Genomic DNA, 21,317 nt, shown 5'->3' with positions numbered 1-21,317 from the left:
GTGGTCGAATCCGTGACCATCCGTGCGACACCTCCCAGAAGGACGTTTGTGTCCGAGGCGCGCGGTTAGGGGTCGCGTAGAGCACGGGTGGCGGTGTGCTCGGCGCGAGGCTGTGCATCCGGAAGGGAGGACGCCCATGGCCGCACGACCGGATGGGCCCAACATGGAGGCCGCGGTGACCGACCCCGCGACGGAGTCCCTGCTCCGGGACCTGACCGCACGCGTGGCGGGCGAGGTGCGGTTCGACCCCGGCACTCTGGCCGCGTACGCCACGGACGCCTCCAACTACCGCCGGGTGCCGATCGGCGTGGTCGCGCCGGCCACGGTGGAGGACGGGGTCGAGGCGGTGGCCGTGTGCCGGGAGCACGGGGCGCCGGTGCTGTCCAGGGGCGGGGGCACGAGCCTGGCCGGACAGACCGCCAACCACGCGGTCGTGCTCGACTGGTCCAAGTACTGTGACCGCGTCCTCGACATCGATCCCCACGGCCGCACGGCGCTGGTGGAGCCGGGCATCGTGCTGGACGCGCTCAACGCCCGGACGAGCGAGGCCGGTCGCCGCCTGATCTTCGGCCCACAGCCCTCCACCCATGGCCAGTGCACGCTCGGCGGGATGATCGGGAACAACTCCTGCGGGTCCAGCGCGCAGGCCTTCGGCAAGACGGTGGACAACATCCTCCGGCTGGAGGTGCTGACCTACGACGGCTGCCGGATGTGGGTGGGCCCGACCTCGGACGAGGAGTACGACCGGATCCTGGCGGAGGGCGGTCGCCGCGCCGAGATCCACCGGGAGCTGCGCGCCCTGCGTGACCGCTACGCCCTCGCCGTCCGACGGCGCTTCCCCGACATCCCCCGGCGGGTCTCGGGCTACAACCTCGACTCCCTTCTGCCGGAGAACGGATTCGACGTCGCGGCGGCGCTCGTGGGGTCGGAGGGCACCCTGGTGACCGTGTTGCGGGCGGAGGTGCGCCTGGTCCGGGAACCGGAGGCCACGGCCCTGGCGGTGTGCGGTTTCGATGACGTCTTCGAGGCCGCCGACGCCGTTCCCGAGGTCCTGGCGTACGAACCGTTCGCCCTGGAGGGGCTGGACGACAAGCTCATCGACTACGAGGTCCGCAAGCACCTGCACCCCGAGGCGGTACAGAGGATGCCCGAGGGCGGCGGGTGGCTGATGGTCCAGTTCGGGGGCCAGGACCGCGAGGAGGCCGCACAGCGCGCGCGGGAGTTCGCGCGCTCGGTCGACGCCGTGCGGGAACGGGACGTCCTCGTGGTGGAGGAGCCCCGGAAGCAGGAACAGATGTGGCAGGCGCGGGAGGCCGGGCTGGGAGCCACGGCCCGCGTGCCGCAGGAGCCCGACACCTGGGAGGGGTGGGAGGACTCGGCGGTGGCGCCGGAGCACTTCGGCGCCTACCTGCGGGACCTGCACGCGTTGATGGAGGAGTTCGGGTACGCGTACCGGTCCTCGCTCTACGGTCACTTCGGGCACGGGTGCCTGCACACGCGCATCCCCTTCGACCTGCGTTCACACTCGGGGGTGGCCGATTACCGCCGGTTCGCCGAGCGGGCCGCCGACCTGGTGGTCGGCTACGGGGGGTCGCTCTCGGGCGAGCACGGCGACGGGCAGTCCCGGGCCGAGCTGTGGCCGAAGATGTTCGGCGAGGAGCTGATGCCCGCGTTCGTCGAGATGAAGCGGATCTTCGACCCCGACGACCGGATGAACCCGGGCATACTCGTCCGGCCGGACGCCGGTCGGCCCAAGCCGCTCGACGCGGACCTGCGGCTGGGCCCCTCCTACCGGCCCTTCGAGTCCGACACCTACTTCGGCTACCCGCACGACGCCCACGACTTCGACCGGGCGGTGCAGCGCTGCGTGGGCGTGGGCAAGTGCCGCACGGACAGCGGCGGGGTGATGTGCCCGAGCTACCGCGTCACCCGGGAGGAGGAGCACTCCACGCGGGGACGCGCCCGGCTGCTCTCCGAGATGCTGCGCGGCGACCTCGTGGGCGGCTGGCGCTCCGAGCGGGTGGAGGGCGCCCTGGACCTGTGCCTGTCGTGCAAGGGCTGCAAGACCGACTGCCCGGTGAACGTCGACATGGCGACCTACAAGGCCGAGTTCCTCGCCCACCGCTACGCGGGACGGATGCGGCCGGCCGCGCACTACGCGCTGGGGTGGCTTCCGCTCTGGGCCAGGGCCGGTGCGTTCGCGCCCGAGGCGGCCAACGCCCTCAGCGCGCGGCCGCTGCTGACCGGGCTCGGCCAGCGCCTCGCCGGGCTGGCACCCGAGCGGCCGGTGCCGGCGCTGGCGCCCCGGCGCTTCAGCGACGCCCTGCGCCGGCGCGGGAGCCGCGGGGGCGACCGCGGCGAGGTCGTGCTGTGGCCCGACACCTTCACCGACAACTTCCACCCCGGGATCGGCGCCGCGGCCGTCCGGGTCCTGGAGTCCGCGGGGTTCCGCGTCCGGGTCCCCCCGCGCACACCGTGCTGCGGGCTGACGTGGATCTCCACCGGCCAGCTGGGCGTGGCACGGAAGGTGCTGCGGCGCACGCTGCGCCTGCTGCGCGACGACATCCGGGCCGGGACGCCGATCGTGGGCCTGGAGCCCTCCTGCACGGCGGTGCTGCGCGCCGACGCGGTCGAACTCCTGCACGACGACGAACTCGCCACCGGACTGCGGGACAACGTCCACACCCTCGCCGAGTTCCTCCACCGGCACGCGCCCGACTGGGAGCCGCCGGACCTGGACCGCGTCGCCGTCGCCCAGCCGCACTGCCACCAGCACGCCGTCCTGGGCTTCGGCGAGGACGGCCGGCTGCTGGAGCGCACCGGCGCCGACGTGGACGTCCTCGACGTGGGGTGCTGCGGCCTGGCGGGCGACTTCGGCTTCGAGGACGGCCACTACGCCGTGTCGATGGCCGTCGCCGAGCAGGGGCTGCTGCCCGCCGTGCGCGCGGCGGACCCGCGCGCCCTGCTGCTGGCGGACGGGTTCAGCTGCCGGACCCAGATCGAACAGGCCGGGGTCGGGCGCCAGGCCGTGCACCTGGCCGAGGCGCTGGACCTGGCCTCGCGCGGCGCGCTGCCCGAAGAACGGCCGGAGCGGGCGGCCACACGGTTCGCCGCGCCCCGTACGGTGCCCGCCTACGACCCGGACGCCATGGCGGAGGAAGCGGTGCGCGTGGGACGCGAGGTGGGCCGGCCATGAGCAGCACGGAGGACCCGCTGGTCACCGGGATGGAGGCGGCCGTCTACACAGTGCCCACCGACCGGCCCTCAGCGGACGGCACGTTCACCTGGGACTCCACCACGATGGTGCTCGTCCGTGTGAGCGGCGGCGGCCGGGAGGGGCTCGGCTGGACCTACGGGCCGGCCGCGTGCGCGTGGGTCGTCCGCGACCTGCTCGCCGCCCAGGTCCGCGGGCTCTCGGTGATGGACGTGCCCGCCGCCCTGGAGGCGATGGTGCGCGCGGTGCGCAACGCGGGCCGCCCTGGCGCGGTCGGCTACGCGGTGTCGGCCGTGGAGACCGCGTTGTGGGACCTCAAGGCCAAGGTGCTCGGCCTGCCCCTGTACCGGCTGCTCGGCGCGGCCCGCACGGGCGCGCCGCTCTACGCCAGCGGCGGGCTGACCAGCTACGGGGACGACGTCCTGCGCGAGCAGCTCTCCGACTGGGTGCACGAGCGGGGCTTCACGCGGGTCAAGGTCAAGATCGGCCAGGACCGGGGGCTCCGGGAGCGCCGGGACCTGGAGCGGCTCGCGATCGCGCGCGAGACGGTCGGCCCCGATGTGGAGCTCTTCGCCGACGCGAACGGCGCCTACTCCGCCAAGCAGGTGATCCGGCTCGCCGGAGCCCTGGCCGACCTGGACGTGCGCTGGCTGGAGGAGCCGGTCTCCTCCGACGACCTCGACGGGCTCCGGCGGGTCCGGGACGCGGTCCCCGCCGACGTGGCGGCGGGCGAGTACGGCTTCGACCTCCCCTACTTCCAGCGCATGTGCGCCGCGGGGGCGGTGGACTGCCTCCAGTCGGACATCACCCGGTGCGGCGGGCTGCTGGAGTTCGCCCGCACGGCGACCGTGGCCGCCGCGCACGGGCTGGAGCTGTCGGCGCACTGCGCGCCGTTCCTGCACCGCCACGCGGCCCTGCCGCTGGCGAACCTGCGGCACCTGGAGTGGTTCCACGACCACGTCCGCATCGAGACCCGCTTCTTCGACGGCGCGGACCCGCCGGTCGACGGAGTGCTGTACCCGGACCCCGACCGCCCGGGGCTGGGCCTGGAGCTCAGGGAGGCCGACGCGGACGCCTTCCGCACGGGCTGACTCCGGCCGCGGTCGGAGTACTGCCGGTGACCGGATACCATCGGAGGCGAAGCGGATCGCCGTGCGCGAGCCCCTTCCCGCCCAGGTGAATCGGTTCGCTCCGGTTCTCTGGATGCGGTAGAGTTTCCTCCGGAACGAGGGCGTATAGCTCAGTCGGTTAGAGCGCATCCCTGATAAGGATGAGGCCCCAGGTTCAAGTCCTGGTACGCCCACACTGCTTGTGCAGTTCAGAGCCTTGTTCTCCACCTCGGAGAGCAGGGCTCTTCCTCTTTTGACCGTCATCTGACCGTGGGGCCCTACGGCATCCCCTGTCAGAACGAGCACTCCTCCGGCACTGAGCGGCACCGGCCGGACGCCAAGTCGACAACAGATCGAATCGCTATGTCGACTCGACTCTAGCCGACGCTCCCCTGGCCGGTAGCGGCACGCCCAGCAGCTCCAGGAGCTCTGCGGTGACCACACGGTAGGTTCCGCCGTAGCGGAGCAGCCGGCAGGGGAACTCACCGCGCCTCGCAAGTTCGTAGGCCATCGTCCGACCCATGTGCAGGGCACGGGCGGCCGTCATCAGGTCCACCGCCGCTGGCAGGTCGTACAGCTCTCGGATCGTGAAGGCCTTGCTCTCCTCGGTCACTGCTCTCCCGCGCGTTGGTTTCGTCGTCAAGGGGGTAAGCCTCTACGGCCACAGCTTGTGACATCGATGTCGGACCCAGGCGCCTTCGCTGGTTTGAGAAAGTTGTAGCTTCTCCGTCCGACCTGGAACGAAAACGCTTCGAACTGTCGTGGTGTAGGTATGGCACAGACACACGATGCACCGGACCGGGCGCTGAACGAGGACCAGGGGCCGACGGCGGCCGAGATCGAGGCATGGCAACGAGAGAGCTTTTTCCTCCCCCCGGATGAGGCCACTCCTGAGACGCACCCCGCCCTCTACAACATCTCAGCGGGGATGATGTTCACTGGTGTGGTCCGGCCCTTGGATCCGCAACTTCCCGACTACGTGGCCATCCCAATGGACCCTGCCTCCTTGGAGTTGATCGCCCGAGTTGGCACGTGGAACATGCTCTGGGAAGCAGGCCAGTTCCGCCGACGCTTCTTCAGCGGTGATGACCTCCCCGAGCCGATTGCGAAGATCGCCGACCTTGGTGACATCAACACGATCCTTGTCCCGCGTACTCGATCGCGGTACTTCGAGTACGTACCGCTGCTTCACCTGCTGCCTAAGGACACGCTAGATCGCTTCGGCCTGCCTCTCCTCCGTGGAGGTCAGTGGCCGTTCATGGCCGACCACAGTGATGCCGATCGCTTCCTTCCTTCGGGTTTCGAGCGGCGCTTGGCGGACGCGTGGGCCTGGACGGTCTGGCCACATCTCAACTCGGGGTCATCATTGCGAGCTTTCTCCAGTGATGACCCGATTCGGATGATCTCGCATAATCTCGATTACTGGATTCCACCAATCACGACGGTCATCCAAGGAATCCTGAGGCAGTTCCCAGAGGTCGACCAGGGGAAGTCGGTCGGCCCAGTTCCCCTTGAAGATGGAAGCTTTCTTCCAGGGGCCGTCACAGGCAACCTACGCAAAGGCGGTCCTGTGTGGATGGGGAAGGAGGAAGCCGAGGACCTTGTGATCGCCACCGTAGAGGCAGCAGATATTACCGGTCGTTTGAGAGGCATCCTGGACGCTGTGCGTTCCCATCGGGTCGAGGATGACTTCTCCAGCCGATGGTCGTACGCCCGTGAAGACTTCGAACGCAAGCTCTACCGCAAACGTAGCAAGGTGCAGGTCCGCTTCGTGGAGTTGACCGACACCATCCCGGTGCAGGGGCCTGAGAGCGAGGTTCTCGGCAAGCTGGTCACCAGTGACTTCCTCGCACTCCTGAACGAAAAGCAGCACGAGGTCGTCGTCTTGCTCAGTAGCGGGTTCCGGCAGCACGAGATCGCCGAGAAGCTCGGCTACGCCAACCACAGCCCGATTTCCAAGCGACTCGCCCAGATCCAGCGGAAAGCTGTGGACTTCTTCGAGCTGGACAAGTGATGGCAGTACGCCTGTCGGTGTCTCTGGGTGGCACTCTGCCGGGGCGCGCTAGCGGCGTAGACCAGCCACCGCAACGGATTCACGAGTGCCTTCCAGGACCTGATCGGTCTGTGTCACGTGTTGACGTCGGTCGACGAGGACGCGAAGGACTCAAAATTTTTCGGGGAAATTGGCGGAACGGGGGACACAGACGCCTTCGCGCTCTACGCTGGCATGTGGTCGGTTTCGTGACCCCACGCGAAACTGGCCCAAGCATGACGAGCCGAACCGACACCCGGCCTTCGTGGTTGAGACCGACACCGCCCGAATGACAGCCGCGTCTTCGTGTTGGCCCGCTCTTAACCAATTTTAAAAGGCTTCGTCATGCTTAGTTACTTCGTTCTCTTCCTACTTGCCCTCTTGACCTCAGTCTTCGGCGTTTTGGTTGCTCGGGAATCTGGGCAACCGTGGGGAGTCTCTCTTCTCACGGGGTTGGGCCTGTTCCTAGGAGCGATCACAGCCTTTGCTTTCGTGATCTAGCATGCGTCGTCGCTGCGCTGGTCGCACAACTGAGTCGTGCACTGCGCGATCAGGGCAGAGCGTTCTGCGCTGGGTGTGATGGAAGCTCTGTGGTGACCCTCTGGCCGTATGGGACGGAGCGTCTCCGACCCGCCGCCAGGTGCCCCATGTGCGTCGATCCGCTCGCGGGCCGTTCTTAGGTATGCGTCGGCCCCCGGTCATCGACCGGGGGCCGCATGTGTTCGTGGTGGGTTAGCGGAGGTCTGTCTCGGCGCTGCCGAGGAACGCCGTCCACTCGGTGAGTGCGAACCGGAGGTGGCCGAGGTCCGGGTTCTGCGAGTCGCGTAGCGCGGCACCGCTGGGCACGTCGGCGACCTCGACGCAGTTGCTCCGGTCGCCGCTGTAACTACTCTTGCGCCAGTTCTGCGGGCTCTGCATCTCGGTCCTCTGACTCGGCTATGAGCTGTTCCAGGAAGTCAACGGACTCGGCGGCACTGAGGGCAGCGTTGCTGATCAGGCCGAACGCGACGTCGTACCGCTCGATTTCGTCCGGTTGCTCTAGGAACATGCTAGCGGCGTAGGTCTCAGCGTAAGCCAGCGCCGGGTCAAGAGGGTGAGGGAAGTCCAGGAGGACGAACGCGCCGTTCATGCCGGCGTGGTGGCCAGCGGAGAACGGGAGGACGTTGATCGTGATGTTGAGTCGAGCGGCCATCTGCACCAGGTGGCGTAGTTGGGCCTGCATGACGGCGGGGTCGCGAGTCTGGCGCCGGAGGGCGGCCTCGTCGATGATCGCCCAGTAGCGGGGCGGGTCGAAACGGTTGAGGATGCTTTGGCGCTGGATTCGCGCGTCCACGTTGCGCCGTACGGCATCGCCGTCGCGGACTTGCCCGCCACGGAACACGGACTCGGCGTAGTCCGGGTGCTGGAGAAGGCCGGGGATCACCTGGCACTCGTACGTGCGGATCACGGACGCCTCAGCCTCGAAGTCCGGCAGGAGGTCGGGGAAGACACCACGATACGGAGCCCGGGACCACCATCCGCGTTCCTTGGAGTCCTTCAGTAGCTGATGAAGCTCGGAACGGGTCTCGGGTTCGGTCACGCCGTGCAGGTCGAGAAGTCTGTCGAGATCGGTGGTGTTCAGGCGCCGCTCGGCGTTCTCGATCTTGGACAGCTTCGGGGAGCCCCAGCCGAGGGCCTTCGCCGACTCAGCCAGGGACTTTCCGGTCGCCTCCCGTGCCCTACGCAACTCTGTGGCGAGTCGGCGTAGCCGGACGGTGGGGCTGTGGTCGCGTCGCATGTCTCGCAGTCTAGACACCTCGAATCATGGCAATTTCCAGTTTTCTGCTTGTGTGATGCCAAGTTCCGTTGCATCATGGCTGTACCTAAGGATGGCCACAGAGAGTGAACTGACATGACACTTTCGTTGATCAACGCTACAAGGGTGCAACTTGCCCTAGAGGTGGATCAGGAATCCCGCCATGACCACACGGTGCGGGTAGCGGACGTGGCGTCGTTCGGCACCGCCTTGGCGCGCCGACCGCATTCCAGCGGAGCCACGTTCCGCGGCGTGTACCTGATCCTGTCGACCGTGTGGCTGACCGTCGACATCGCCGCCAACGCCGTCCGGCGTCACCGGTCGCGCCGTGTGCGCCGCTATGCCAATCCGGGTCCCGCCTGGCCCGCCGTCGTCACCGGGCCCGTTCCGCTCATTCGGCCCAGAGTGGCGGTGGCGTGATGGCACCCACAACGGTCTTCGACATCCGTGAACTCGCCGACATGCACGCGCTGACCGCGTGGGCTCACGAGCACCGCACTCACCTGCGGTACCTCGGTTCCACGTTGGAGGGCGAACCGCTGTGGGGCGCCACCCAGGGACCCGCCACCCGCGTGGCTCGCGGACACCGACCAGACCCTCACCCGCTTGCCCTCGTCTGGAAGTCGCCCCTCGAACACTTGGAGACCAGTGGTGAGTGATCCCTACGACTCCGCTTTCGACACCCCCGAGCCTGAGTCAACCGAAGTGCTGACCCTCTCCACCCTCGCGGACACGGTCGGACTGGCCTTGATCGGGCCTCCCAGACCCGTGGCCGATGGCGACGTCGTCGCCCATCTCCAAGCCGTCATCCGCGCGGCCATGGGCTGATCCGCCGGCCCCGGAGCGTTCCCGGCTTCGCGAGCACGGCACGCGACCGCGTATGCGCGGCCCCACTGACGCACTCGTCTCAGCGCACGGGGGCGTCACCACCCCCGAGTTTCGCGCCCGCCACAGAGCGCCTGGACAGGAGCGCGGTCATGGACGGCGCAACCCCGTGTACCAGCCCGCAAGGGCACCACTACATCCCGGACCAACCCCCGGTCCGCCATGGCCGTACCGCTACGGCCACCTGCAAGTACTGCAAGGACACCATCACCGCGACGCGGTGATCGCCTCTTCCCTCTGGAGGACGTTCCCGTGGCACCTGACCGCTCGCCGATACTCCTGCTCGGTACGTCGGAACGTGTGGGATCCAACTGGACTATGGACGCCCTGCGACACGCGACGATCCAACACAATGAGCCCCTCCGGCAACAGTTGGGGCTGGAACATCCCTACTCTCCCTTGTCCTCCGCTCCGAGCGATCACACGATCGCGGTGCACTGGTTGAAGGCGTTTGTCCGAGGCAAGCACCAGGGCGGGCCGCACGTGATCAAGGAGACCAACCTCTACTTCACGACCGACAGGTTCCTGCGGCTCTTCCCCGAGTCGCCAGTGCTCGTGCTTTCCCGCTCCCCGCTGGGGGTGGCCAGCTCGTTCAATCGCGGAGACCTGTGGCGCCGCTGGAGGTATGGCGATATCTACCGCCGAATCGCCGCCATGACTCACGATCCTGCACGCAACCAGTGGGCCAGACTGGTTCCCGACGACAGCCCTGTCGCGCCTGTCGCTCTGACCCGCCTCATCGCCTTGAACACAGGCTTGCTTGCGGAGGCCCTGTCCGAACGCGAACACGCACACATTTCCTACGAATCCGCTGTGCTCGATCGAGACGCCGCCATGAGTCCGGTCATGCGGCTTGTGCCCGAAGCCAGGCGAACGGTGTCCCCCGGGTTCGAAGCCAACCAACCCGTGGTGGACGGCACCTTCGCCACCAACCGCACCAAGCACGAGCTGGTCGTGGGGCTGAGTCCAGGTGACGTCGAACTCGTCAACGCGGAGACCGAACGCAACGCGGTCTTGTTGCGTGACTTGTTGACGCCGCCAGTCGCCGACCGCGCCACCCGTTGGCTGGCGGGGGCGGACCGTTACCGACGCGCCGATCCTCCGACTCGCGGCTCCAGGAGTCCGCGAACGCCCGTCCCGCTACTGACATCTCCTCCCAGCCCCACCTACGTCACGGCCACGTCGGATGAGCTCCGTTGGCGCAACGTCCTGGTGACGAACGCCGAGATGTGCGGCCTGCTCAACGGCCTTGCCGCCGCCGGGTTGGATAACACGACGGCCGGTGTACACCTCCTCGCTATCGTCATGCCGCACGAACGCGGTGGCCGGCTGCATTCAGCCAAGGAAGGTTGGCGTGTCAGTCCTGGCTTCGATCACCACCCGGCCTACTGGGTCACCTGGATCGGTGCGGCTGCCTACGCCCTCTCCGAAGGGGCACGATTGCCCACCCGGGAGGAGATGGACATCCTCACCGAAGGCGTACAGGCGAGCAACGCCGCCTACTCCGTGGGAGACGCGACCCCGGTTGCCGAGCCCGGCTCCGGGGCGGACGCGGTGCACCATCGGGTCGGCAATCTCCAGGTCTGGTGTGCCGACGGGCCGGGCAGCGAGCCGTCGTGGGCACCGGTGACGCGCTATCTCCACGGAGCGGCGTGGAACACCCCGAGCAGCCGAGAGGAGGTGAGTCGAGCTCGCTCCCGACACCTGCTCGGGGCCTCCCGCGGAGTCGGTGTTCGCCTAGTCCGAGATCGGACGACCGGACCGGGTCTCCCGCTGGAGGAGATCGCGGATCGCCTGCGCACGTGGATGGATGGTCTCGGTCGGACTGACCGCTGCCTGAGCGAACACGATCAGCAGGTGATCAGCGTCCTGTCACAGTCCGATCGCTGACTTCGGTCCCATGTAGGAACCGGCTCCGGGGAACCCGTCCTCGACCAACTGGACGAAACGCTCGCTGAATCCGAGGTGGGGAAGATCCCCCGTTTTCACGAATTCCACACCTCGGATCGGGCGGGAGTCGAGTCCCTCCGTTATCTCACCCACAGATCCACCCAGGCGGCGAACTTCGAAGGTGATGTGTACGACGTGCAAATTCTTTTCCGGGACGATGTGGTCGCACAGGTACAACAGGCGTCCCACCTCGACCTCGACGCCGGTCTCCTCGTGCATCTCGCGCACCAGGGCGTCACCGAGCTGCTCGCCCTCCTCAACCCGCCCACCGGGCAGGCTCCACCTGCGAGGACCATCGGTGTCCTGGTCCAGGAGCAGTACTTTTCCGTCCTCCACGAGGAGGCCCGTCACTCGCGTATCCATACCCGCACCCTAGCGAACGGAATGGAACCATGGAGCTGATCGAGAACCAAGGCCGAACAGAGGTGGTGATCGCTGCTGGTGGTCTGGGAACACGGCGAGCAGAATGGTCTCGCTACCTCCCCAAGGAGTTCTACCCGGTGCAGGGAATTCCGGGAATCGTTCATGTCCTGGACGAGATCGCACAAATGGGGTGTGTGCGGGCCGCGATGGTCCATCATCCGTACTACGAGCACTTCATCCATGCCTGGGCCAGCCGGGCTCTGGTCGATTCCCAGGGGTACGCCCGAGCAGCTGAACGGCCTCTTCCTCATGGTCCCCGCTGGCCTGGCCTCGACCTGAGGTTCACGGCGCAGCAAGGTCCTTACAGCGACATCACTTCAGTCCTCAACGCTGACGCCATGCTCGACCACCCCCACGAGCTCTATGTCGCCTATGCCGACAACCTCTACCCAGAAGACGACCCGTTGTTGAGGCTGCGTGACACGGACGGAGGTACGTCGGTGATCGTGCGTCCGTACAACCGAACGGAGGCTCCGAGCCGCGGGGTGATCGTCTGCGACCGCGGGTTCATGGTGGACCTGGTGGAGAAGCCGGACGAGTTCACGGCAAGTGACCTCGAACGCGAGCACGGTCCGGACTCGCTTGTGCTCTTGGAGGGACGGGCTCGTACCGACCGGTCCTTCCTTGACTTCCTGTGGTCGTACCGCCCCGGCCGCGCCATGGAACCGAAACTGTCCCTGGCCCTGTCGGTCTACGCGCGTACCCATCCGGTTCGCGTGTGCCCCATCAGCTCGCCCGTGACCGACCTCGGATCCCCAGCGCCTTGAGAGCGTGGCCGGTTCCGGAGTGCGGGCGTTTCTTGCCGGTACATGCCAGAGCCTTCATCACACCTGGCGCGAAACACCTCGTGGCACGTTCGAGTTAGCTGATTTTGACCTGCCCCCAGTAGTTGCTCTCCTGGCCGGCCGCGGTGATCGCCTCCCACACTTCGGTGCGGATGGTGTGGACCAGCGGAGCGTCCTGCGGTAGGTCGTGCTCGGTGCGGATCGTGTCCTCTTGGTCCTCGTTCACGTCGATCGTGGCGCGTATGTAGTAGCGAGTCATGTTTTTTCCTTATTTGTAGTGCTTGCTGATGTGTACCTACCCGACCGTTGTCCGTGAGGGGGACTGCCACGGCCAACGGTCGGGTGTGCGCGCGTCGGCTCGGCGACTTGTCGACACCCGGCCCAATCGCCATGTCGACCCGGCCGCGGTCGGCGACCCCGCCCCCGCCGGCGGGCTCTCCGACACAGGGCAAGATCGGTCAAGCGCCGCCGGCAGCGGCGTGAACATACTGGTCACATGACCGATCCCACCGACGAACCGCCCTCGGGACGCGACCGGCTGCGCGAGCTCCTCGACGCGGTCCTGGACGAAGGCAGCACCCGGCTGTCGGACATGGCGGACCGCGCCCACTCCTCACCGTTCCACTTCAGCCGGAGGTTCTCCCGGGGCACCGGGGAGTCACCGGTGGCGCTGCGCCGGCGGGTCCTGCTGGAGCGGGCCGCCTGGCAGATCGGCCAGGGGTCCAGCGTCACCGACGCGGCCTTCGCCGCCGGATACGAGTCGGTGGAGGGGTTCATCCGGGCCTTCACCCGCGCCTTCGGGCACCCGCCGAGCGCCACCACCGCCGGGAGCGGACGGTGGCTGCCCTCCCCCAACGGTGTCCACTTCCATCCGCCGCTCCACCTGTGGGTGGAGGAGAACCCGAGGAGCCGCCCGGCCATGGATCTGACCGCACTCCAGATCCACCACGACGTGGACGACACCGCACTGCTCATCCGCCTGGCCGGGGAGCTCTCGGAGGAGGACTACCGGAAGGCGTGGGCCCCCGGCCGCGTGGTCATGACCTGGGACGGTCCGGAGGAGAGCATCGCCGTCACCCTGGAGCACCTGGTGCGGGCCAAGGAGGTCTGGCTCGCCTCCATCGAGGGGGCGGACTTCCCGGCACGGGGGAACGACGACCCGGCGTCGCTGCTGTCCCGCCACGAGGAGGCGGGGGCGCGCTGGATCGCGGCCGTGGAGGACATGGGCCGCAGGGACGCCTGGGGCGACCGGCTCATCGACGCCCTGTGCGACCCACCGGAGAGCTTCATGCTCGGCGGGGTCGTGGCGCACGTCCTGACGTACTCGGCGCACCGCAGGCAGGCCGTGCGGCACATGCTGCGGTCCGCCGGGGTCGAGGTCGGCCACGGCGACCCGCTGGAATGGCTGCAGAGCCGCAACGAACGACGAGGAGACACACCATGAAGACCGTCTACAACACCGCCACCAGCCTCGACGGGTTCATCGCCGACCAGGACAACTCCCTGGGGTGGCTGTTCGCGGTGGAGGGGTCCGAACCGGGAGCCGAGAACGGTGAGGCCCTCAACGAGACCGAGGACTTCATCTCCAAGGCGGGCGCGATCGTCATGGGCGCGACCACCTACGAGTGGATCGTGAAGCACGAGGGCGACAAGCCCTGGCCCTACCAGGCGCCCACCTGGGTCCTCACCCACCGCGAGCTCCCCCGCTTGGAGGGGGACCTGCGCTTCGCCAGTGCCGACACCGACCAGGAGCTGAGGGACCTGCACGCGGAGATGGCCGAGGCCGCCGGCGGCCGCGACGTATGGGTGGTCGGCGGAGGCCGCCTGGCCGCCGACCTGGCCCGGCTGGGCCTGCTCGACGAGGTCGTCGTGTCCATCGCACCGGTCAGCCTCGGCGGCGGCGCCCCCCTGCTGGACGGCCGGGTGGAGTTGCGCGCGCTGGAGGCCAAGCTCCTGGGATCCTTCGCCTGCCTGCGCTACGAGGTCGTCCGCGGCTGAGGGCGGGACACGGCCCACCGGGTGCCGCGTGCCGGCGGCCGGGAGGGGGAACACTGGGACGGCCGTCCGCGGACGCGGACGGTCGGCCCAGCACCCCATGAGAGAGCCCGACCATGAAGCTCACCAAGAACACCCACTCCTGCGTTCGCGTGGCCAGGGACGGTCGCGCCCTGGTCACGGACCCCGGCATGTTCGGTTCCGAGGACGAACTCGCGGGCGCCGAGGCGATCCTCATCACGCACGAGCACCCGGACCACTTCGACGAGGCCCGGGTGCGGGCGGCGCTCGAAGCCGACGCGGCCGTCCAGGTGTGGACGACCGGGGCCGTCGCCGACCGGCTCTCGTCCGCCTTCCCCGGCCGGGTGCACGTCGTCGGCCACGGTGACGCCTTCACCGCGGCCGGCCTCAGCGTTCGGGTCCACGGCGAGTACCACGCCGTCATCCACCCCGACGTGCCCCGGATCGCCAACGTGGGCTTCCTGGTCGAGGACTCCCTCTTCCACCCCGGCGACGCCCTGACCGTGCCCGACAGCCCGGTGGAGACCCTGCTGCTCCCGCTCGCGGCGCCCTGGAGCAGGACCCAGGAGGTCGTGGACTACGTTCGCGAGGTCGCCCCGACGCGCACCATCGACGTCCACGACGGGCTGTTGAGCCCCGCAGGCACCACCGTCTTCGACAGGCTGGTGGGCTCCCTCACCCCCTCGGAGAACAGGCGCCTGGAGGTCGGGGACTCGGCCGACCTCTGACCGGCGGCACCCGGTCCGCGCACCCGGTCCGCGGCACCCGGTTCGCGGCCCCGTGCCGTCGGCCGTGGCCGCCGCGGGCTCACATGTCCCAGGTCCTCCCGTAGCGCTCGGTCAGCTCCCGCACGTCCTCGGCCGAGAGCGCCGCGAACTCGCGGTCCCGCAGCGCGACGACGATACGGGACGCCTCCTCCAGCTCGATCGCGCCGTCCAGGGCCGTCGCCGGGTCCGCGGCGGCCATGAGCGAGCCGTGGTTGGCGAGCAGCGCGGCCCGGAACCGTCCGGGCAGCCCTGCGTCGTTGCGGGCGAGCCGCTCGCTGCCCGGCGCCGCGTAGGGCACCAGGGGCGCCTGTCCGACCCGCATCACGAGGTAGGGCGTGACGGGCGGGAGCGCGGCGCGTCGGCCTGACCGGGCCGACGGCGGGCCAAGGCGCCTGGTCGCCGGGGCGCCAGATCGCCAGGTCGCCGAGTCCACAGATCGCCATGTCGTCATGTGGACGAATCCACCGGCGCGGGTTTGCGCCGACTGCTCGCGGAGGTAGGGGGAAGGCGGTGGCGCCGCTCGGCGGCACCCAGTGACCGAGACACACAGGAGCCGGACGGCATGCGCAGACTCGTCGACATCTCCGTTCCCCTGCGGGCCGGAATCCCCTCCGACCCGCCCGGACTCACCCCGGAGATCGACTACCTCGGCCACCAGGAGACACAGGACGACCTGCTGCGCTTCTTCCCCGGGGCGGAGAGGGACGACCTGCCCGACCAGGAGGGCTGGGCGGTGGAGTGGGTGCGCATGACCACGCACTCCGGCACGCACCTGGACGCCCCCTACCACTACGCCTCGACGATGGACGGCGGTCAGCGCGCCATCACCATCGACGAGGTGCCGCTGGAGTGGTGCTTCCAACCCGGGGTGAAGCTGGACTTCCGGCACCTCGAGGACGGGTACGTGGTCACACCGGACGACATCGACGCCGAGCTGGACCGGATCGGCCACCGGCTGAGTCCGCTGGAGATCGTCGTGGTCAACACCAGCGCGGGCGAGCGCTACGGGCACGACGACTACGTCTCCACGGGCTGCGGCGTGGGCCGGGACGCCACGCTGCACCTGCTCTCCCGGGGTGTGCGGCTCACCGGGACCGACGCCTGGAGCTGGGACGCCCCCTTCGTCCACACCGCCAGGCGCTACGCGCGCGAGGGCGACGCTTCGGTGATCTGGGAGGGGCACAAGGCCGGTCGGGAGGTCGGCTACTGCCACCTGGAGAAGCTGCACAACCTCGAAGCCCTGCCGGCCGTCGGGTTCCAGGTCGTGTGCTTCCCGACGAAGGTGCACGCGGCCTCGGCCGGGTGGACCCGGGCCGTGGCCGTCATCGATGAGCAGGAGGCGGCGGAGCGCGGGTAGCCTGCGGCTCCGTGGCCGTCGGGGTCCGGCTCCCCGGAGGGGCCGGACCCCGTGGCCGTTCCCGCCGCTAGCGGGCGGCGGCCAGGGTGTCGAGCAGCTCGCGGAAGGCGGGCTTGCGATGGAAGCGGTCCGTCATGACCGTCGCGTGCCCCTCGCCCTCGAAGAAGTGCGGCACCCAGGAGTACTTGTCGGTGAAGCCCCAGATGGTGAAGGAACGGCACCCCTCCACGTTCAGGCACGCCTCCAGCGCCTGCCGGTAGTAGTCGGCCTGCTGGAGGAGCTGGTCCCTGCTCGGCCGGTCGCGCTTGTCCGGCGTCAGCCGCACGTCGAGCTCGGTGATGGCCGTCTGCAGGCCCAGCTCGTCGAAGCGGCGCAGGTTGTCCTCCAGGTCACCCGGGAAGGCGTAGTCCAGGCTCAGGTGCCCCTGCGTGGAGAATCCGTGCAGCGGCACGCCCTGGTCGAGCAGGTCCTGGGCGAGCTCGTAGTAGGCGTCGCTCTTGGCGTTGACCCCGTCGACGTTGTAGTCGTTCAGGAACAGCTCGGCGGACGGGTCGGCCTCGTGCGCCCAGCGGAAGGCGTCGGCGATGATCTCCGGGCCGAGCTCGCGGATCCAGATGTTGTCCTGGGTCCGCAGCTCCCCGTCGTCCAGGAAGATCTCGTTGGTCACGTCCCACTGGTGGATCCGGCCGGAGTAGCGGCCGACGACGGTGGTGATGTGTTCACGCAGGAGTGTGCGCAGCTCCTCGCGCGAGAAGTCGCCCTCCTCCAGCCATTCGGGGTTCTGGCTGTGCCAGAGGAGGGTGTGGCCGCGGACGACCTGGCCGTTGTCCTCGGCGAACTCGACGATGGCGTCGGCCGCGGTGAAGTCGTAGGTGTCCTGGTCGGGGCGCAGGTACTCCCACTTCATCTGGTTCTCGGGCGACAGTGAGCTGAACTGTGCGGACATGTGCCGCAGGTAGCGCCTGTCGTGGGTGAAGGGGTCGGGGTAGTCCTGCTCGGCGTGGTGTCCGCCGCCGGCGACGGCCGTGCCGATGACGAGTCCCTCGGGCGCGGCGTCGCGCAGCGTGTGCTGCCGCGCGGCGGAGGTCTCGGCCGCGCGCACGCCGGACTCCGGCGGTGGGACGGCGGCCGCGGTGACCAGTGGGAGCGCCAGCACGGTCGCGGTGAGGAGTGCGGGGAGGGTGCGGATCGGTCGCATGGGGGGTCTCCAATCCTCGCGGGATAAGTTTCCGAAACTTTTCGGAAATTAATTACTCCCGACATTAGATTGAGCGCGAAGTTCGCGTCAATACCCGCCCTTATGCAACGCAGGCCGGTGCGGGGCTGATGCTCGTGGGATCAGCTCAGCAGAAACGGCAGGTCGCAGCCGCAGAAGTGCTGTGGTGAACGCGCCTGGTGAAGGAAACAGAAAAGGGGCGGGAACCGATAGTTTCGGTTCCCGTCCCGGTCCCGCCCCGGCCTCGCCCCGGCCTCGCATGGCCCCGCATGGCTTCCGTCGCGGAGCGATCGGGCGTGGGCCGCCGGTGTCGCGCGGGACCGCTCGGCCTCCGCCCGCCACCGGCGCTTCCTCTTGGCTCAGTCCCGTACGACCAGGACGATCTTGCCGGTGGTCCGCCCGGTCTCGCCCAAGGCGTGCGCCTGGGCCGCGTCGGCGAGCGGGAACGTCTTCTGGACGTGGGCGCGCAGCTTCCCCTCGGCCACGAGTTCGGCGATCGCCGCCATGCCCGCGTGGTCGGCCTCCACCAACAGGGTCTCCACCCGCACGCCCCGGACGGCCGCGCGCTCCGCCTCGTCCGGGTCCTGCCCGGGCAGCAGCGACACCAGGACGCCGCCGGGCTTGAGGACGTCGAGCGAGCGCGTGCGGGTCTGTCCCGAGACCGGGTCGAGGACGACGTCGACGTCCTCGACGACCTCGGCGAAGTCCTCCTCGCGGTAGTCCACGACCTGGTCGGCGCCGAGCTCGCGCAGGAAGTCGTGCTTGGCCGCGCTGGCCGTGCCGATGACGTGGGCGCCGCGGGCCTTGGCGATCTGCACGGCGAGGTGGCCCACGCCGCCGGCCGCGGCGTGCACGAGGACCCGCGTTCCCTTCCCGACGCCGGCCGTGTCCACCAGCGCCTGGTAGGCGGTGAGCGCGGCGAGCGGGAGGGCGCCGGCCTGGACGTGGTCGATGCCCTCGGGCGTGTGCGCGAACGCGCGGGCCGGGCCGACGGCGTACTCGGCGTGCGCTCCCACACCGTGCGGGTAGGGCAGCATGCCGAAGACCCGGTCGCCGGGCTTGAAGAGGGTGACGCCGTAGCCGACGGACTCGACGACTCCGGAGACGTCCCAGCCCAGGGTCAGCGGGAGCCGGTTCAGGAACAGGCCCGCGGCGCGGTGCTTCCAGTCCGTGGGGTTCACACCGGCGGCGTGGACGGCGACCAGGATCTGGCTCGGGCCGGGGGCGGGCCGGGGCACGGTCGTCTCGGTGAGGACCTCGGGTCCGCCGTGGGTGTCCTGGCTGATGGCGCGCATGGTGGGTGCGTCGTTCGTGTTCTCGCTCATGGGTCCAGGGTGGCCGAGTCGTCGCGCGAGGGCCATGGCAAGATTGCCGTTTTTCGATAGGATCGTGCCATGTCGCGCCCCCATCGAGTCGTCGTCCTCGCGTTGGACGGGGTGTACCCGTTCGAACTGGGCATCCCCAACCGCGTCTTCGGGGCCGCCCAGGGGCGGTACGAAGTCCTGACCTGCACGGTCGACGGCGGACCGGTGTCCACCAACGCCGACTTCGCGCTCACCGTGGAGCACGGCGCCGAGGTCCTGGGCACCGCGGACACCGTGGTGATCCCGCCCTACGACAGCGCCCGGATCCAGCGCGAGCCGTCCCCGGCCGTGTCCGCCGCACTGGCGTGGATCCGGCCCGGTACCCGTGTGGTGTCCATCTGCACGGGCGCCTTCGTGCTCGCCGGCACCGGCCGCCTGGACGGTCGTCCGGCCACCACCCACTGGGCGCTGGCGGACGTCTTCCGCCGCTGGTATCCGCACGTGGACGTGGACCCGGACGTGTTGTTCGTCGACGACGGCGACGTGCTGACCTCGGCGGGCGCCGCCTCCGGTGTGGACGTGTGCCTGCACCTGATCCGCGCCGACCACGGCAGCGAGGTCGCCAACCACGTGGCGCGCGTGTGCGTGGTGCCGCCCTGGCGCGACGGCGGCCAGGCCCAGTACATCGAGCGGCCGGTCCCCGAGGCTCCCGAGGACGGAACCTCCGCCACACGTCAGTGGGCGCTGGACCGCCTGCACCGACCCCTGTCCCTGGCGGATCTGGCCGCCCACGCCCGGATGAGCGCGCGCACCTTCTCCCGCCGCTTCCGTGATGAGGTGGGGACGAGCCCCGGCCGGTGGTTGATCCAGCAGCGCGTGGACCGCGCGCGGTACCTGCTGGAGACCAGCGACCTCCCGGTGGACGAGATCGCGATCCGGGTGGGCTTCGCCACGGGCACGTCCCTGCGCCAGCACCTCCAGACGGCGATCGGCGTCTCCCCGATCGCCTACCGGCGTACCTTCCGCGGTGCCGCCTGACCGCGCTCCGGCCGATCTGTCGTCAGGTCGCCGTGTCGACACGGCGACCTGACGACTCGCCGACACGGCGCCGTGACGGTCGCCGCCTCAGGCCCCCGCCTCGGAGCCGGGGCGCACGATCATGAGGACGACGACGGTCGCCCACACGAGGTTGTAGATGCCGGCGAGCATGGACAGCGTGCGCAGCGGCCGGGATCCGCCGGGCCGTCGCAGCGCCTCGCGCTGACGCGGGTAGATCTGCGTGGCGAGCAGAAGCCCGGCGATGAGGGTGAGGGCCATGGAGACATTGATCCAGATCTCCCCCATCCGTCCCTGCATGATCGCGAGGGCGATGCCCGCCACGGGCACGACGAGGCCGAACAGGGCGTAGCCGCGGGTGATGCGGTGCATGGACACGGCCACGGCCCGGTTGCGCTCCCCGGCGGAGTCGGTGGCCGGTGCGGTGTCCGTGGGAAGGGCCGGATCGGCCCCCGTGTCCGGAACCGCGGTGCCCGCGTGCGGAGTCGGGGCGGTGCCCGCGTGCGGATCCGGATCCGGATCCGGATCCGGGGACGCGGGAACGGCAGTCCGGTCCGGGGACGCGGGAGCGGCGGCGACCGGCGCGTACCGGGGGAACAGACTCGACGCGACCGCCGATCCCCCCACGAACACAATGGCGGCCAGGACGTGCACCGAGAGCAGGACGTGCTCCATGGGTTCTCCTTCCAACCTTCAGAGTGCCTGAAGCCTACCCCGGGCTTCAGCATGCCTGAAGGTGGGGTGCGCGTCCTGGTTCGCGCACACGCGGACGGCCCTGTCCGGGCTCAGTCCTGGCCGGTGAAGGCCGCCAGGATCGCGCGGCCGACGCGGTGCTGGACGGGGTCCGCCTCCGGGCCGAACAGGCGCTCGTCCACCTGGGCGACCACCTCCCGGGCCCGTTGGAGCAGGCGCAGGCCCTCGGGCGTCAGCTCGATCTCCGAGGCCGAACCCGGGCGCGCGGTGCGGTCGCGGACCAGCCCGGCGGTCAGCAGGGACCGGACCCCGGTGTGCAGGCTCTGGACGGTGATGCCGGACATCCGGGCCAGTTCGCTGAACGAGGCGCCGGGCACGCCGGAGATGTGGCCCAGCAGTCCGAGCCGGGCGACCGTGAGGTCCAGCGGAGCCAGGGCCGCGCCGAGCTCGGTCTCGACGCGGCGCGCCAGGGTCAGCACGAGGATCGAGGCGCTCATGTCGGGTGGTCCGGGGCGGAGGTCGTCGGTGCTCACGCCTCCAGTCTCGCGCACCCGGCGTCCGCCCGGGGTCCCGACCAGGCCCTCCGCGGCCGTGTCGGCGGATCGCTCTGTCGACATGTCGCCGTGGCGTACGCGCGCCCCTGGCGGCGCCGCCGTTCTGGTGTCTGTGCGTGATCACACCAACCGACCATTCGGTCACTTGATACCTATTCAGC

At 69.3% G+C, this 21,317-nt stretch carries 23 protein-coding genes and 1 tRNA gene; 14 read left to right on the top strand and 10 right to left on the bottom strand.

Going from position 1 to position 21,317, the window contains the following annotated elements; genetic code table 11:
• Window positions 1–136 precede the first annotated feature (136 nt).
• The 3 genes from DFP74_RS11100 (at window position 137) to DFP74_RS11090 (ending at window position 4,517) form a co-directional block, all read left to right on the top strand.
• A complete protein-coding gene (locus DFP74_RS11100; RefSeq protein WP_233570917.1) occupies window positions 137–3,196 on the top strand; it encodes an FAD-binding and (Fe-S)-binding domain-containing protein in 3,060 nt (1,019 codons plus the stop codon).
• Entirely contained in the window at window positions 3,193–4,305 is a 1,113-nt protein-coding gene (locus DFP74_RS11095; protein WP_121181618.1) for an enolase C-terminal domain-like protein, read from the top strand. Before DFP74_RS11100 ends, DFP74_RS11095 begins: the two co-directional genes overlap by 4 nt.
• 138 nt (window positions 4,306–4,443) lie before the next feature.
• A tRNA-Ile gene (locus DFP74_RS11090) sits at window positions 4,444–4,517 on the top strand.
• Between the two features lie 167 nt (window positions 4,518–4,684).
• Here the strand turns inward: DFP74_RS11090 and DFP74_RS11085 are convergent.
• Window positions 4,685–4,966 (bottom strand): helix-turn-helix domain-containing protein, encoded by a 282-nt coding sequence (locus tag DFP74_RS11085; protein WP_053619917.1) that lies wholly within the window; start codon window positions 4,964–4,966, stop codon window positions 4,685–4,687.
• 129 nt (window positions 4,967–5,095) lie between these two features.
• Here DFP74_RS11085 and DFP74_RS11080 point away from each other — a divergent pair, with 129 nt between their 5' ends.
• Complete coding sequence (locus DFP74_RS11080; protein ID WP_121181617.1) at window positions 5,096–6,337, top strand: sigma-70 family RNA polymerase sigma factor; 1,242 nt, start codon at window positions 5,096–5,098, stop codon at window positions 6,335–6,337.
• A 750-nt stretch (window positions 6,338–7,087) separates the two neighbouring features.
• On the opposite strand, the gene DFP74_RS11075 is transcribed toward DFP74_RS11080, so the two are convergent.
• Together DFP74_RS11075 and DFP74_RS11070 are read right to left on the bottom strand one after the other, a co-directional pair.
• Window positions 7,088–7,273: a DUF397 domain-containing protein gene (locus tag DFP74_RS11075; RefSeq protein WP_121181616.1), complete on the bottom strand. Its 186-nt coding sequence runs from the start codon at window positions 7,271–7,273 to the stop codon at window positions 7,088–7,090.
• On the bottom strand, window positions 7,242–8,132 hold the full coding sequence (locus DFP74_RS11070) for a helix-turn-helix transcriptional regulator (protein ID WP_121181615.1): 891 nt from the start codon (window positions 8,130–8,132) through the stop codon (window positions 7,242–7,244). Before DFP74_RS11070 ends, DFP74_RS11075 begins: the two co-directional genes overlap by 32 nt.
• Before the next feature lie 114 nt (window positions 8,133–8,246).
• On the opposite strand from DFP74_RS11070, the gene DFP74_RS11065 reads away from it, so the two are divergent.
• The 4 genes from DFP74_RS11065 to DFP74_RS11050 all read left to right on the top strand — a co-directional run bounded on the left by DFP74_RS11065 (window position 8,247) and on the right by DFP74_RS11050 (window position 10,925).
• Complete coding sequence (locus DFP74_RS11065) at window positions 8,247–8,570, top strand: hypothetical protein (RefSeq protein WP_147453851.1); 324 nt, start codon at window positions 8,247–8,249, stop codon at window positions 8,568–8,570.
• Window positions 8,570–8,809, top strand: a complete 240-nt coding sequence (locus DFP74_RS11060; RefSeq protein ID WP_121181613.1) for a hypothetical protein — start codon at window positions 8,570–8,572, stop codon at window positions 8,807–8,809. The genes DFP74_RS11065 and DFP74_RS11060 overlap by 1 nt, the downstream gene beginning before the upstream one ends.
• Entirely contained in the window at window positions 8,802–8,978 is a 177-nt protein-coding gene (locus DFP74_RS33490; protein ID WP_158612988.1) for a hypothetical protein, read from the top strand. The genes DFP74_RS11060 and DFP74_RS33490 overlap by 8 nt, the downstream gene beginning before the upstream one ends.
• 375 nt (window positions 8,979–9,353) lie before the next feature.
• Window positions 9,354–10,925, top strand: coding sequence for a hypothetical protein (locus tag DFP74_RS11050; RefSeq protein ID WP_233570916.1), 1,572 nt, complete (start codon window positions 9,354–9,356; stop codon window positions 10,923–10,925).
• On the opposite strand, the gene DFP74_RS11045 is transcribed toward DFP74_RS11050, so the two are convergent.
• Entirely contained in the window at window positions 10,908–11,348 is a 441-nt protein-coding gene (locus DFP74_RS11045; RefSeq protein WP_233570915.1) for an NUDIX domain-containing protein, read from the bottom strand. The two genes, DFP74_RS11050 and DFP74_RS11045, sit on opposite strands and share 18 nt — an antisense overlap.
• Window positions 11,349–11,377: 29 nt before the next feature.
• Here DFP74_RS11045 and DFP74_RS11040 point away from each other — a divergent pair, with 29 nt between their 5' ends.
• Window positions 11,378–12,175 (top strand): sugar phosphate nucleotidyltransferase, encoded by a 798-nt coding sequence (locus tag DFP74_RS11040; protein ID WP_233570914.1) that lies wholly within the window; start codon window positions 11,378–11,380, stop codon window positions 12,173–12,175.
• Between the two features lie 94 nt (window positions 12,176–12,269).
• Here the strand turns inward: DFP74_RS11040 and DFP74_RS11035 are convergent, their stop codons facing one another.
• Window positions 12,270–12,452 (bottom strand): hypothetical protein, encoded by a 183-nt coding sequence (locus DFP74_RS11035; RefSeq protein ID WP_121181608.1) that lies wholly within the window; start codon window positions 12,450–12,452, stop codon window positions 12,270–12,272.
• A gap of 237 nt (window positions 12,453–12,689) precedes the next feature.
• Here DFP74_RS11035 and DFP74_RS11030 point away from each other — a divergent pair, with 237 nt between their 5' ends.
• From DFP74_RS11030 to DFP74_RS11020, 3 genes are all read left to right on the top strand, one after another.
• Complete coding sequence (locus DFP74_RS11030) at window positions 12,690–13,637, top strand: helix-turn-helix domain-containing protein (RefSeq protein WP_121181607.1); 948 nt, start codon at window positions 12,690–12,692, stop codon at window positions 13,635–13,637.
• Complete coding sequence (locus tag DFP74_RS11025; RefSeq protein WP_121181606.1) at window positions 13,634–14,191, top strand: dihydrofolate reductase family protein; 558 nt, start codon at window positions 13,634–13,636, stop codon at window positions 14,189–14,191. Before DFP74_RS11030 ends, DFP74_RS11025 begins: the two co-directional genes overlap by 4 nt.
• 113 nt (window positions 14,192–14,304) lie before the next feature.
• Window positions 14,305–14,937: an MBL fold metallo-hydrolase gene (locus DFP74_RS11020; RefSeq protein ID WP_121181605.1), complete on the top strand. Its 633-nt coding sequence runs from the start codon at window positions 14,305–14,307 to the stop codon at window positions 14,935–14,937.
• 79 nt (window positions 14,938–15,016) lie between these two features.
• Here DFP74_RS11020 and DFP74_RS11015 read toward each other — a convergent pair whose 3' ends face one another.
• Window positions 15,017–15,298: a class II aldolase/adducin family protein gene (locus tag DFP74_RS11015; protein WP_233571328.1), complete on the bottom strand. Its 282-nt coding sequence runs from the start codon at window positions 15,296–15,298 to the stop codon at window positions 15,017–15,019.
• A 240-nt stretch (window positions 15,299–15,538) separates the two neighbouring features.
• Between DFP74_RS11015 and DFP74_RS11010 the strand changes: the two genes are divergently transcribed.
• Window positions 15,539–16,333 carry a cyclase family protein gene (locus DFP74_RS11010; protein WP_121181604.1) on the top strand — a complete coding sequence of 265 codons (795 nt, stop codon included), beginning with the start codon at window positions 15,539–15,541 and terminating at the stop codon, window positions 16,331–16,333.
• A gap of 67 nt (window positions 16,334–16,400) precedes the next feature.
• Here the strand turns inward: DFP74_RS11010 and DFP74_RS11005 are convergent, their stop codons facing one another.
• Both DFP74_RS11005 and DFP74_RS11000 read right to left on the bottom strand, forming a co-directional pair.
• The gene (locus tag DFP74_RS11005; RefSeq protein ID WP_121181603.1) at window positions 16,401–17,531 is read right to left on the bottom strand and encodes an endo-1,4-beta-xylanase; all 1,131 of its coding nucleotides are present in this window, start codon (window positions 17,529–17,531) and stop codon (window positions 16,401–16,403) included.
• Window positions 17,532–17,908: 377 nt separating this feature from the next.
• Window positions 17,909–18,874: an NADP-dependent oxidoreductase gene (locus tag DFP74_RS11000; protein ID WP_121181602.1), complete on the bottom strand. Its 966-nt coding sequence runs from the start codon at window positions 18,872–18,874 to the stop codon at window positions 17,909–17,911.
• A gap of 69 nt (window positions 18,875–18,943) precedes the next feature.
• Here DFP74_RS11000 and DFP74_RS10995 point away from each other — a divergent pair, with 69 nt between their 5' ends.
• Window positions 18,944–19,891: a GlxA family transcriptional regulator gene (locus DFP74_RS10995; protein ID WP_121181601.1), complete on the top strand. Its 948-nt coding sequence runs from the start codon at window positions 18,944–18,946 to the stop codon at window positions 19,889–19,891.
• An 87-nt stretch (window positions 19,892–19,978) separates the two neighbouring features.
• Here DFP74_RS10995 and DFP74_RS10990 read toward each other — a convergent pair whose 3' ends face one another.
• On the bottom strand, window positions 19,979–20,584 hold the full coding sequence (locus DFP74_RS10990) for a hypothetical protein (RefSeq protein ID WP_121181600.1): 606 nt from the start codon (window positions 20,582–20,584) through the stop codon (window positions 19,979–19,981).
• 110 nt (window positions 20,585–20,694) lie between these two features.
• On the bottom strand, window positions 20,695–21,135 hold the full coding sequence (locus tag DFP74_RS10985) for a MarR family winged helix-turn-helix transcriptional regulator (RefSeq protein ID WP_121181599.1): 441 nt from the start codon (window positions 21,133–21,135) through the stop codon (window positions 20,695–20,697).
• Window positions 21,136–21,317 lie beyond the last annotated feature (182 nt).

Origin of the sequence: Nocardiopsis sp. Huas11 (assembly GCF_003634495.1) — a bacterium.
Classification (GTDB): Bacteria; Actinomycetota; Actinomycetes; order Streptosporangiales; family Streptosporangiaceae; genus Nocardiopsis.
Note: the sequence above shows the minus strand (reverse complement) of the source record. Positions and strands in the feature narration are given on the sequence as shown.